The 12,908-nt window shown below is 47.0% G+C and carries 11 protein-coding genes and 1 riboswitch; of the genes, 6 read left to right on the forward strand and 5 right to left on the reverse strand.

Annotated elements, in window-relative coordinates; translation table 11 throughout:
- Positions 1-62: 62 nt before the first annotated feature.
- Both ppa and fbp read right to left on the reverse strand, forming a co-directional pair.
- Positions 63-593, reverse strand: coding sequence for an inorganic diphosphatase (gene ppa, locus NB463_RS06490; protein ID WP_012841160.1), 531 nt, complete (start codon positions 591-593; stop codon positions 63-65).
- Between the two features lie 127 nt (positions 594-720).
- Positions 721-1,737 (reverse strand): class 1 fructose-bisphosphatase, encoded by a 1,017-nt coding sequence (gene fbp, locus NB463_RS06495; protein WP_005392321.1) that lies wholly within the window; start codon positions 1,735-1,737, stop codon positions 721-723.
- Between the two features lie 312 nt (positions 1,738-2,049).
- Here fbp and mpl point away from each other — a divergent pair, with 312 nt between their 5' ends.
- The 5 genes from mpl (at position 2,050) to thiQ (ending at position 7,618) form a co-directional block, all read left to right on the forward strand.
- Positions 2,050-3,408 (forward strand): UDP-N-acetylmuramate:L-alanyl-gamma-D-glutamyl-meso-diaminopimelate ligase, encoded by a 1,359-nt coding sequence (gene mpl / locus NB463_RS06500; RefSeq protein WP_258432514.1) that lies wholly within the window; start codon positions 2,050-2,052, stop codon positions 3,406-3,408.
- Positions 3,409-3,412: 4 nt separating this feature from the next.
- Entirely contained in the window at positions 3,413-4,048 is a 636-nt protein-coding gene (locus NB463_RS06505; protein ID WP_006742964.1) for a flavin prenyltransferase UbiX, read from the forward strand.
- 37 nt (positions 4,049-4,085) lie between these two features.
- A riboswitch (TPP riboswitch) is annotated at positions 4,086-4,222 on the forward strand.
- Between the two features lie 71 nt (positions 4,223-4,293).
- Positions 4,294-5,286 carry a thiamine ABC transporter substrate binding subunit gene (gene thiB, locus NB463_RS06510; protein WP_193447945.1) on the forward strand — a complete coding sequence of 331 codons (993 nt, stop codon included), beginning with the start codon at positions 4,294-4,296 and terminating at the stop codon, positions 5,284-5,286.
- A 41-nt stretch (positions 5,287-5,327) separates the two neighbouring features.
- Positions 5,328-6,914, forward strand: a complete 1,587-nt coding sequence (thiP, locus tag NB463_RS06515) for a thiamine/thiamine pyrophosphate ABC transporter permease ThiP (RefSeq protein ID WP_258432512.1) — start codon at positions 5,328-5,330, stop codon at positions 6,912-6,914.
- A complete protein-coding gene (gene thiQ / locus NB463_RS06520) occupies positions 6,914-7,618 on the forward strand; it encodes a thiamine ABC transporter ATP-binding protein (protein WP_258432511.1) in 705 nt (234 codons plus the stop codon). Before thiP ends, thiQ begins: the two co-directional genes overlap by 1 nt.
- Before the next feature lie 18 nt (positions 7,619-7,636).
- On the opposite strand, the gene NB463_RS06525 is transcribed toward thiQ, so the two are convergent.
- Complete coding sequence (locus NB463_RS06525) at positions 7,637-8,584, reverse strand: LysR family transcriptional regulator (RefSeq protein ID WP_006742960.1); 948 nt, start codon at positions 8,582-8,584, stop codon at positions 7,637-7,639.
- A 92-nt stretch (positions 8,585-8,676) separates the two neighbouring features.
- Here NB463_RS06525 and NB463_RS06530 point away from each other — a divergent pair, with 92 nt between their 5' ends.
- On the forward strand, positions 8,677-9,753 hold the full coding sequence (locus NB463_RS06530) for an alkene reductase (RefSeq protein WP_258432510.1): 1,077 nt from the start codon (positions 8,677-8,679) through the stop codon (positions 9,751-9,753).
- Positions 9,754-9,816: 63 nt separating this feature from the next.
- On the opposite strand, the gene NB463_RS06535 is transcribed toward NB463_RS06530, so the two are convergent.
- Both NB463_RS06535 and NB463_RS06540 read right to left on the reverse strand, forming a co-directional pair.
- Positions 9,817-10,254 carry a universal stress protein gene (locus NB463_RS06535; protein ID WP_005392306.1) on the reverse strand — a complete coding sequence of 146 codons (438 nt, stop codon included), beginning with the start codon at positions 10,252-10,254 and terminating at the stop codon, positions 9,817-9,819.
- 44 nt (positions 10,255-10,298) lie between these two features.
- Positions 10,299-12,878 carry a TRAP transporter permease gene (locus NB463_RS06540; RefSeq protein WP_258432509.1) on the reverse strand — a complete coding sequence of 860 codons (2,580 nt, stop codon included), beginning with the start codon at positions 12,876-12,878 and terminating at the stop codon, positions 10,299-10,301.
- Positions 12,879-12,908 lie beyond the last annotated feature (30 nt).

The raw sequence follows: 12,908 nt of genomic DNA on the forward strand, positions 1-12,908 counted from the left end.
ACATAAAATTAAAAAGAGCTGCCCTAAAGCAGCTCTTTTTAATTTTGTATTAGCAGTGATGCTTATTTTTTCTGAGCGCGCTCGTAAGATTCTAGGATCTCAGCTTTAGCGGCAGCAACATCTGCCCAACCATCCACTTTGACCCACTTGCCCGCTTCAAGCTCTTTGTAACGCTCAAAGAATTGCGTGATCTGTGCTTTTAGTAGTTCTGGGATATCGTCCACATCTTGGATGTGATCGTACTCTTTCGAGATTTTGGTGTGTGGAACCGCAAACACTTTTGCGTCTTCACCTGACTCATCCGTCATCTTCAAAACGCCAACAGGACGGCAGCGAATCACTGAACCTGGCATAAGTGGGTATGGTGTTGGTACCAGTACGTCGACTGGGTCGCCATCAAGAGACAGCGTATTGTTCACGTAGCCATAGTTACATGGGTAGAACATCGGTGCAGACATGAAACGGTCAACAAATACCGCACCAGAGTCTTTATCTACTTCGTACTTGATTGGATCTGCATTTGCAGGAATTTCGATCACGACATAGATATCTTCAGGCAGTGACTTGCCTGCTGGCACATGGTTTAAGCTCATTAGAATATTCCTTTTCATTAACGATGAGTCACACTGAAGCGGCTTCATCTGATGATAAATTCGCGTTTCACTTTAGCGACAAAAACGCGGCAGGTAAACACCTGCCGCGTTGGACAAAGGTCTGAAATTATTCTTCGTCGCGGTGCAGTTCAAGGAACTCTTCAACTTTGCGAACCATGTTCTTAGAACCAACAAAGAAAGGCACACGTTGGTGTAATTCGGTTGGTTTGATATCCATGATGCGATTGACGCCGTCTGATGCAATACCGCCCGCTTGCTCAATTAAGAACGCCATTGGGTTACATTCATAAAGTAGACGCAGTTTGCCCTGAGGATGGCTTTGCGTACTAGGGTAAAGGTAGATACCACCTTTCAGTAAGTTGCGGTGGAAATCAGCAACCAATGAGCCAATGTAGCGCGAAGTGTATGGACGACCGTCTTCTGGCACATTCTCTTGGCAGTACTTGATGTACTTCTTCACCCCTTGAGGGAAGCGAATGTAGTTACCTTCGTTGATCGAATAAATCTTGCCTTCTTCTGGAATCATCATGTTTTCATGAGAAAGGCAGAAGCTGCCGATAGATGGGTCGTAAGTAAAGCCGTTTACGCCGTTACCCGTGGTGTAAACCAACATGGTTGATGAACCGTAAATCACGTAACCAGCAGCAACTTGCTTATGACCAGGCTGAAGGAAATCTTCTTCTGTCGCTGGTGTGCCAATAGGTGAAACACGGCGATAAATAGAGAAGATAGTACCGACAGAGACGTTCACATCGATGTTAGAAGAACCATCAAGTGGGTCCATCAGTACCACATATTTGGCGTTTTGGTTGAGCTCTTTGTTGAAAGCAACCGCTTCGTCTTCTTCCTCACTGGCAACGCCACATACTTGGTCACGAGCTTCAAGCGCGGCTTTGAACTTATCGTTCGCGTAAACATCGAGCTTTTGCTGGTCTTCACCTTGGACATTTTCCGTGCCTACAGCACCAGTGATATCACCGAGACCTGCTGCGTTGATTTCGCGGTTAACGATTTTCGCAGCTAAACGAATGGAGGCTAAAAGGGATGATAGATCACCGCTAGCGTGGGGGAAATCCGCTTGTTTTTCGACAATGAACTCGCCTAGGGTGCGCAGTCCTGACATGGTTAATCCTTACATTTTCATTTCATTGGGGGTAGTGCGCAAGTGAGCATCTCTTTATGGATGTTAAACGATTGCGCTGGATGTAAGTTTAAGTCGCAGATCTTTTTAATGGTAATGAAGTAACTGTTTGAGATCTCAATTTATTTGTAGACTTGTTTGAGGTATTCATCAGTAAGCAAGAGGTTGTACAGTCTGTGTTCAACCTTGTCATATTTGTGAAAGGGACTGCAAGAAGAAGGCTAAAGTCTCTCGCTTTTCTGGTTGTGATCGCGATAATGAAAGCATTAAAGAACGCATTACAAGGTTTAGTTTATGCACATTCATATCTTGGGTATCTGTGGCACATTTATGGGCGGCGCTGCGATTTTAGCGCGCCAATTAGGGCATAAAGTCACTGGTTCTGATGCCAACGTTTACCCACCGATGAGCACGTTGCTTGAGTCTCAAGGTATTGAAATTATTGAAGGCTTCGACCCGTCTCAACTCGATCCTCAACCAGACCTTGTGGTGATCGGTAATGCCATGAGCCGTGGTAACCCATGTGTTGAACATGTGCTCAATACCAACATGCGCTACACCTCTGGTCCGCAGTGGCTCAACGAGTTTTTGCTGCACGATCGCTGGGTATTGGCGGTATCGGGTACACACGGTAAAACGACCACGTCGAGCATGCTGGCTTGGATACTCGAAGACTGCGGTTATCAACCTGGTTTCCTAGTTGGTGGAGTACTTGGTAACTTTGGAGTCTCTGCTCGTTTGGGTGAAAGCATGTTTTTTGTCGTTGAAGCGGACGAATATGACAGTGCTTTTTTCGATAAGCGTTCTAAGTTTGTGCACTACCATCCTCGAACCTTAATCATGAACAACCTTGAGTTTGATCATGCTGACATCTTCGATGATCTAGAGGCGATCAAGCGCCAATTCCATCATTTAGTGCGAACGGTTCCCGGCAATGGCTTAATCTTAGCTCCGAAGCAAGACCAAGCTTTGGCGGATGTATTAGAGCGTGGTTGCTGGACAGAAAAGCAGTTTTCAGGTGTTGATGGTGACTGGCAAGCGCACAAGTTAGTGCTTGATGGCTCAAAGTTTGAAGTTGCTCTGCACGGCGAGAAGGTCGGTACCGTTGAATGGGATTTGGTGGGCGATCATAACGTTGATAATGCGTTAATGGCGATCGCTGCTGCGCGACACGTTGGCGTAACGCCGGAGCTCGCGTGTCAGGCTCTGGGCCGTTTCATTAACACCAAGCGCCGTCTTGAGTTAAAAGGTGAAGAGCAAGGTGTGACGGTTTACGATGATTTTGCGCATCACCCAACGGCAATTGAACTCACCGTCGGTGGTTTGCGTAACAAGGTAGGCGAAAAACGCATTCTTGCCGTGTTGGAACCTCGTTCTGCCACTATGAAGCGCGGCGTGCACAAAAACACACTCGCGGATTCGCTACACAGCGCAGATGAAGTGTTCTTATTCCAACCAGACAGCATCGAATGGTCGGTGCAAGATATCGCGGAACAATGTCAGCAACCTGCTTTTGTTGACGCTGACATCGATAACTTTGTAGCAAAAATCGTTGAACGGGCGCAGCCAGGTGACCAAATTCTGGTGATGAGTAATGGTGGCTTTGGCGGTATTCACGGCAAGATTCTCGAGCAACTTAAACAAAAAGTCTGATTTTATGCAAAACAAACAGCAGCAAGCAGAAAAAGCCATCACTTTAGCGTTAACTGGAGCATCTGGTGCGCCTTATGGTCTGCGCCTTTTAGAATGTTTGGTCGCGGCGGATTATCATGTCTACGTTCTGATCTCTTCGGCGGCTCGTGTCGTGATGGCAACCGAACACAACCTTAAGTTGCCAAGTGGGCCAGAAGCCGCAAAGCAAGCGTTGGTGGAACACCTTAACTGTGACCCAAATAACATCACCGTTTGCGGTAAAGATGACTGGTTCTCACCGGTAGCGTCTGGCTCTGCGGCACCAAAGCAAATGGTGGTTTGCCCATGTTCTGCGGGAAGCGTTGCGGCGATTGCGCATGGTATGTCGGATAACTTGATCGAACGGGCCGCTGATGTAGTAATGAAAGAGCGCGGGCAGCTGTTGCTCGTGGTTCGCGAAACGCCATTCTCAACGCTGCATCTGGAGAACATGCACAAGCTATCGCAAATGGGCGTCACCATCATGCCAGCGGCTCCGGGTTTCTACCATCAGCCAAAGAGCATTGAAGACTTAGTGGATTTTATGGTGGCGAGAATTCTCGACCACTTAGGTATTGAGCAAGGTTTGGTGCCTCGTTGGGGTTATGACCAGCGCTCGTGAGCTGATTGTGTAACCACTCAAATACCTTTACAATCCATCCAACTCATCGGGGAGCAAACCCATTTAGCATTGAGTCAATCAATGCATTGGGGCGCTGAGACCTAAGTGTTTAACTAGGGACCCGTATTACCTGAACCAGATAATGCTGGCGTAGGAATTGAGTCTGGATATTGGAAGTCCTTAATAGCCGCCTCAACCCTGTGCCGCTCAACTTATTTCTCTGAAATACTCATGGAGAGCGAGCAGTGAAAACCACTTCAAGTCTGATTGCCTTAGCTGCAATTACTTCAACTTCAGCGTTTGCTGCTGAAAACCCATTAACTATTTATACCTACGATTCTTTTGCCGCAGATTGGGGACCAGGTCCTAAAATCGAGCAAGCTTTTGAAGCAAAATGTGGCTGTGACGTTAACTTCGTGGCGTTGGACGATGGTGTGTCGATCCTGAATCGTCTTCGTCTTGAAGGCGGTAATAGCAAAGCCGACATCGTGTTAGGTTTGGATAACAACCTGATGGCAGAAGCGAAGAAAACCGGCCTGCTTACCGAGCACAATGTGGATACGGCTAACACAGTGTTACCAAATGGTTGGAGTGACACGACGTTTGTACCGTACGATTACGGCTACTTCGCGTTTGTGTACAACACAGAGAAACTGGCTAATCCGCCGAAAAGCATGAAAGAGCTGGTGGATACGCGCGACGATTTGAAAGTGATTTATCAAGATCCGCGTACGTCAACGCCTGGCCAAGGCTTGATGCTGTGGATGAAATCCATCTATGGCGACGATGTGACGCAAGCGTGGCAGAAGCTAGCGAGCAAAACCGTAACGGTCACGAAAGGTTGGTCAGAAGCGTATTCCATGTTCCTTAACGGCGAGTCGGACTTAGTGCTTTCTTACACTACGTCACCTGCGTACCACTTAATTGCGGAAAACGATTCAAAGTTTGCGACGGCGAATTTTGCTGAAGGTCACTACATGCAAGTTGAAGTCGCCGCTAAAGTGAAAGGGGCAAAAAATTCAGAACTTGCTGATCAATTTATGAATTTCATTTTAAGTGATGAGTTCCAGTCAGCGATGCCAACGGGTAACTGGATGTACCCTGTTACTGACGTTGAGTTACCTAAAGGTTTTGAAACCTTGAGCGTTCCAAACAAGTCGTTGAGCTTTAGTGCTGATGAAGTGGCAAAAATGCGTAAGTCTTGGATTCGCGAATGGCAAAGCGCACTGACGTTTTAGCTGACGTTCCACCCCTCATCTGAATGAGATAGGTTTTACCTTTGAATTCTGTTCCAAAAATAGGTTTAGGGGTCGCGATGATCATCGCGACCTTTGTTGTTTCTGCCCTAGGTGCTTTGATTGTTCAAGCCCCTTCACTTGATGTGTCTGTGGTATGGGATGACCCGTATTATCAACATGTCACCAAGTTCAGCTTCTACCAAGCTTTTCTTTCCACATTGCTCAGTGTTGGCTTTGCCATTCCAGTAGCGCACGCACTTTCGCGTCGCCAATTTATTGGTAAATCATTACTGCTTAAGCTGTTTGCATCGACACTGGTTTTGCCGGTTTTAGTTGGTGTTTTTGGGCTGTTAGCGATTTATGGCAACAGTGGTTTGTTGGCGCAGTGGTTGCAAAGTTTCGATACTAAACTGCCATTCTCTATTTACGGTTTGAACGGCATATTACTCGCCCATGTGTTCTTTAATTTACCTTACGCGGCGCGATTGCTTCTGCAAGCATTAGAATCTATTCCTGCCGAGCAACATAAGCTGTGTGCGCATTTAGGTATGAACCATTGGAATAAGTTTCGTTGGGTGGAATGGCCGCGTTTAAGACAGCAACTTCCCCACGTTTGTGGTTTGGTATTTATGCTGTGCTTCACCAGTTTCGCCACTGTAATGGCATTGGGGGGCGGGCCAAAATCCACCACCATTGAATTGGCAATTTACCAAGCGATTAAGTTTGATTTTGATTTACAAGCTGGGGCGTTATTGGCGCTGTGGCAGATGCTGTTATGTGGACTGCTTGCCATTGGAGTGCAGAAGTTAACAAAGCCTGTTTCTATCAGTGCTGGCAGCACATCGGTACAGCAATATTTAACGAAGGATCATGGGTGGTCAAAAGCTTGGGATAGCTTTTGGATCATAGGTGCCTTTTTACTGGTGATACCACCGTTATTGATGGTGTTACTGAGTGGCATCAACCAACAAGTTTGGACGGTGTTAACCGATGAACGTTTTTGGTCTGCGTTATTTAACTCACTCAAAGTGGCAGGGTTAGCCAGTGCGCTTGCGGTCGCTGCGGGCGTGTCTATATTGTTGACCAGTCGCCGTTGGCGGTTGCAGTACAAAAACACGCGAGCCGATCAGATTGAGCTAATCGGCACCATTATTTTGGTGACGCCAGGTTTGGTGATTAGCACCGGATTATTCTTGCTGTTGCGATCATTTACCGATGTTTTTAGCTTGGCGTTTTTTGTTGTGATTCTGGTGAACGGTTTGATGGCTTTGCCTTACGTTATCAAAACGCTGGCACAGCCAATGCTGTATATTGAGCAACAGTACCAGTATGTGTGTGCCAGCTTAGGCATGCGTGGCTGGCAACGCTTTAAAGTGGTGGAGTGGCAGGCTCTGCGCAAGCCATTCGCACATGCGTTTGCGATCAGCTTTATGTTTGCGATTGGCGATTTAAGTGCTATCGCGTTGTTTGGCGGACAAGAGTTCCGCACTTTACCTCTGTATTTATTCCAGCTGCTTGGCAGCTATCAGATGGACGCGGCTGCGGTGGTATCGGTGACCTTGTTGTTGTTGAGTGTGGGCTGTTTTGCCTTGATTGAGAAAGTATTGAAAACGAAGGAGAGAGCGTAATGTTAGTGTTGGATGATGTGCAGTACACCTACCAACGTGAGCTGTTTTGTTTTGACTTAACGATTGAGCAAGGTCAGATAGTGTCGCTGATGGGACCAAGTGGGGCTGGAAAATCGACTTTGCTGGCGTTGGTGGCTGGGTTTATCCATCCTGACCAAGGTGACATTCGGGTTGATCGTGAGTCGATTGTGCACAAAGAGCCTTATCAGCGTCCTTTCTCCATGCTGTTCCAAGAGCATAACTTGTTTTCTCACTTGTCGGTGCGTGACAACATTGGCTTAGGTTTACACCCAGGGCTAAAGCTTACGGTAGACCAAAAACGTCAGGTTGAGCAAGCGGCGCAGCAAGTTGGCGTTGCAGAGTACCTCGACCGTTTGCCTGAGCACCTTTCTGGAGGGCAGCGTCAACGTGTTGCCTTGGCGCGTTGTTTTGTTCAGCCTCATCCCATGTGGCTGTTGGATGAGCCTTTCTCGGCGCTTGATCCGGTTTTACGTGAAGAGATGCTGAGCTTGGTAAAAAAACTGGCGGCAGAGAGGGGAATAACCGTATTGATGGTCACGCACCATTTAAGCGATGCCAAAGCCATTGCCAGCCACTTTGTGTTTGTGGCTGATGGCAAAGTGGAGGCAGCGGATAGTATGTCTGCATTGAGTGAACAGCATGCTAGTGAGAAGCTTGCGGCATTTATCCGAGCCGCACGCTAATGCTCAATGGTGGCGGGATTATGCTTCACCGCAACACAAACCATGTCGAGGACCAAATTCAAACTGAGATCTTAGGCTCATGATATGGTCAATCATCGCTTGTACTCGTCGCGTTCGGTTTGCGCCAGGACGATAGACTAAATAAATGGGCATTGGTACCGTGTGCCATTGAGGTAAAACTCTGACTAAGGAGCCATTTTCCAGCTCTTGCGTCATGTTTTGCATAGGTAAGTTAGCGATTCCCAATCCTTTGAGCGCGCCTTTTAATACCGCTTCTACGGTGGTGCTAGAGAAGTTACTGCTTACTGAGACGTTGACCGTGTTGTCCTGCGAAATCAACGTCCAAGGGCCTATCTCTGAAACATACTGATATCTCAAACAGTTGTGTGTTGTCAGATCTTCTGGCGTTTTAGGTACGCCACACTCAGCTAAATACTCAGGACTGGCGGCCAATACTCGGGTGGTGTAGCCCAATTTTTTAGCAATCAGTCGATCATCGACGATCTGGCCGACTCGAATTGCCATATCAAAACCGTGTGAAAACAGATCAACAAAATCGTTCGATGCTTCTAACGCAATTTGTACTTTTGGCCATTGTTTTAAAAATGGTAAAAAGATGTGCTCAGCCATATACGCGTCCAATGCTGGTGGCGCAGCAATGCGAAGCCGACCTTGGATCTGCTGTTCCATTTCCTGAACGTCTTGACCAATCGAGTGAAATTCTTCAACTAAGCTTGCAGCACGCTCTAAAACCATTTGACCAGCTTCGGTAATCACCAACTTTCGGGTCGTGCGCTCTAGGAGCTTGGCTTCAAAGTGTTGTTCGAGTTTGGTTATGGCTTTACTAACAGTAGATTTTGGTAGGTTTAACTCCAGCGCGCACTTGGTTAAGCTCAGTAGTCGACAGCTTGTGACAAAGATAGAGAGCGTCCTAAAGTCAATTGTTTCTAAATTTCGAACAATCACTTTCAATTATCCATATTGTTTCAATATTGATCTGATTATAGTCTGGCTCCTCATCCTTAGCCATCAAGTTATTGTCATTTGAGGTAACCAACATGTCCAACTCTGTAGACTTATTTTCTCCTATCGAACTCGGTCAATTAGCATTAGATAACCGTGCCATTATGGCCCCTTTAACGCGCGCTCGTGCCAGCGCAGATCATATCCCGAATGACCTTATGGTTGAGTATTATGCTCAACGCGCGAGTGCTGGACTTATCATTGCTGAATGCACCATGGTGATGGAAGGAACGTCTGCTTTTATGGCAGAACCGGGCATTTATAACGAAGAACAAATTGCAGCTTGGAAAAAGGTAACGGATGCGGTTCATGAAAGAGGCGGTAAGATCGTATTGCAAATTTGGCATGCGGGACGCGCTTGTCATCCTGATCTGAATGAAGGAAAAACACCTGTAGCGGCGAGCGCATTGGCCATTCGTGATGAATTAGTCCATACCCCTTCGGGTAAGCAAGCATATACGGTACCACGAGCACTCGAAGTGGATGAGATAGCTTCCATTGTTGCGGCGTTTAAACAAGGTGCAGAAAACGCCAAGAAAGCCGGCTTTGATGGGGTCGAGATACATGGCGCCAATGGTTATCTTATCGATAACTTTCTTCGTGATGGATCGAATTTACGTACTGATGAGTACGGTGGCTCGGTCGAAAATCGTGCTCGTTTCTTACTTGAGATAGTTAAAGAAGTGGTCGAGGTATGGGGACCTGGAAGAGTAGGGCTGCGCACATCACCATTAAATGGATTTAATGATATGAAAGACAGCGATCCGGTTGGCTTGGTTCGTTACTTAGCTAAGCAACTTAATGCTTTCGACCTTGCTTATTGGCACGTGATGCGTGCGGATCTAAAGGGCGTACAAAAAGCAGATGTTCTCAAGCCAGCACGCGAAAACTATCAAGGTTACCTAATGGCCAACGTGGGCTACAGTGCACAAGAAGCGACAACGGCAATTGCAGAAAATCAAGTTGATGTGGTCGCATTTGGCGTTCCATTTATCGCCAACCCTGATTTAGTTGAGCGATTTAAGAAAAATGCACCTCTTAATGAGGCAAAACCTGAGCACTTTTATTTAGGTGGAGCAGAAGGTTATACCGATTACCCAGTAATGGCATAATCCTTATTTGTTCAATATAAAAAGGACGCTAATGTTAGCGTCCTTTTTCGTTTCTTTAGTTGTTTAACCTTGCGGTTTCACGACCATCACATTGATTGGAGAATATTCCACGACCTTACTTGCGACAGAGCCAAGCATTACTTTATTGATTTTAGAACGCTTGTGACTTGGCATAATGATGAGATCAGCGCCCAAGCGCTCTGCATAATCAAGAATTGTCGCGTAGGCTTTGCCCTCAGCAACATGCACTTGGTACACAACATCTTCAGCAATATGCTTATTGGCGAAAGCTTTTAATTGCTGCTTCACGTCTTGCTTCATTTTGGCTGCTGCATCTTTTGGGAAGTATGTAGCAACCATCGACATGTGAATTCCAGGTAATACTGTTAGAAGGTGGATTTGCGCATTCGCTTGCTTTGCTTGCCAAACCGCTAGTTCAACCGCTCGGTCTGAAAAGCCTTGGTCATTTAGATCAACCGGAACAAGAATTTGTTTGTACATTCAATGTCTCTCACTAAGGCCCCTTGTCCTCGGGGCCAAATCGGTTATGCGCTCAATTGTTCCTTACGAGCACGACGTTTTTGGTTCATGGCAAGCACCAGCAAAATCATTAAGCATGGCACAAATACCCATTCTTTCATCGGACGTTCTGCATCTTGGATAACCCACTTGATCTCCCAATCAAAGTCGATACCTGCAGACTCTGCCGGGCTACCAAACTCGACCATATCGACAATCATTTTGTTGTCGCTTTCGGTCAGCATCAGACCCATAGACGAAATACGTGCTTCCGCTGTTGTCGCACTGTCTTCGAATGGAAGACGAACCGTTTTCTCGATGTAGTCGCCTTCAAGGTTTTCGCCGGCAACACGTAGCTCCAATGATTCTCCTACATTTAGCGTTTCCGTGATTTGAGCTACCTCAACGCCAGGAGAAAGAACTTTCGCTGGATACAGCATGTCCCACCAAAAACCAGGACGGAAAAACGAAAATGTCAGTACTAATAATAGAACGGTTTCCCACCACTTGTTACGCGTGAACCACCATCCTTGTGTAGCGGCGGAAAAGATCAGCATCGCAATGATCGATGAGATGACAGTGAGTGCTAAATGCCACCAAGAGTCTACCCCCATCAATAGTAGCTGGGTATTGAACACAAACATGAATGGCAAAATGGCGGTTCGAATATCGTAAGTAAAGCCTTGGATACCTGTACGAATCGGGTCTGATTTAGCAATCGCAGCCGCCGCAAATGCCGCAAGACCTACGGGTGGAGTGTCGTCGGCCAAAATACCAAAGTAGAAAACGAACAAGTGCACCGCAATGAGTGGGATGATCAAGCCATGTGCTGCACCTAGCGTGACAATAACCGGTGCCATCAACGTAGATACTACGATGTAGTTCGCCGTTGTCGGTAGACCCATCCCAAGAACCAAGCTGATTATTGCGGTAAACAGCAGCATAAGAATGATGCTACCGCCAGAGATAAACTCAACGAAGTCCGTCATGACCAGGCCGATGCCCGTTAGGGTGACGACCCCAACTACGGTACCTGCCGCTGCCGTTGCAACGCCGATACCAATCATATTGCGAGCGCCAGCAACCAAGCTCTCAGCCAGATCGATGAAGCCATCTTTGGTTTGCTGCATCATGTCACCTTGCTTTGATAACAGAGCAATCAATGGACGCTGAGTCAGCAAAATGAAAATCATGAACACCGTTGCCCAGAATGCTGAAAGACCTGGCGAGAAGCGCTCTACAGTCAGACACCAAACCAATACAACGATAGGCAGTAGATAGTGCAAACCAGATTTAACCGTTGGGCCAGGATCTGGTACTTCTGTTAACTCTGCATCAATCTCAATTGCGCCATCTTGCACATGATTTGCTGAGATCTTCACCAAGCCAACGTACGCAATTAACAGGGCAACCGTAACAATTGGCGTCGCGGCATCACCAAAGACATCTTTCGTCCAACCCACTCCGTAGTAAACCAATGCGCTGATCACACACAGTCCCAAGATTGTGCCAGTAAAGGAAAGCAAACTTTGTACTAACGTTGGGTTGTGGCGACGAGGAAGACCTGTCATACCCGCTTTACACGCCTCAAGGTGAACGATGTAAATCAAAGCGATGTAAGAGATAAGTGCCGGAAGTAGGGCAGCCTTAATTACCTCAACGTATGAGATACCGACATATTCCACCATCAAGAATGCCGCCGCGCCCATGATTGGTGGTGTTAACTGACCGTTGGTTGAGGCGGCAACTTCAACGGCTCCCGCTTTGGTACCCGGAAAACCGACACGTTTCATCAATGGAATGGTAAAGGTACCAGTGGTTACCACGTTTGCGATTGAAGAGCCAGAAACAAGCCCGGATAAACCAGATGCAACAACGGCCGCTTTTGCAGGACCACCTTTCATATGACCCAGCAAAGAAAAGGCGACTTTAATGAAGTAAGCACCTGCGCCAGCGCGTTCCAGCATGGCACCAAACAATACAAACAAGAACACAAAAGAGGTTGAAACGCCTAATGCGACACCGAATACACCTTCCGTTGTTAGCCATAAGTGAGACATGGCCTTGTTTAAGCTCGCTCCTTTATGCGCGATGACATCGGGCATGTAAGGGCCGGCAAAGGTGTAAGTAAGGAAGACAGCAGCGACTACCATCAGTGGTGGACCGAGCGCTCGGCGTGTTGCCTCTAAAAGGAGAACCATACCGATGACAGCAACGACGATATCTGCCGTTGTTGGTGCACCGGAACGTCCAGCTAGCTCGGTATAAAAAAGGTAAATATATGCCGCAGAAAAACTACCTGCTAGCGCCAATATCCAATCGACAAGAGGGATATGATCGCGAGGGGAATTTTTCATAGCTGGATAAGCAGTGAAAGCCAAGAAGATCGCGAAAGTGAGGTGGATTGATCGCGCTTCCGTGTCGTTCAGTACGCCGAAATTAAAAATAAATGGTAGCGGAGATGCGTACCATAATTGAAATAGTGACCAACACAGAGGAACAAACCAAAGGATTCGTCCTTGCATTCCCGAGGGGCTACGTGCACCTGTGTCTGCCTGAGCCACCATTTCTTGCACATCTTGTGACGGAGCTTGATTCGTCGCCATGTACTTTTTCCTTATTATTGATGGTCCTGT

Origin of the sequence: Vibrio sp. RM-41-2B, from assembly GCF_024744415.1 — a bacterium.
Classification (GTDB): Bacteria; Pseudomonadota; Gammaproteobacteria; order Enterobacterales; family Vibrionaceae; genus Vibrio; species Vibrio diabolicus.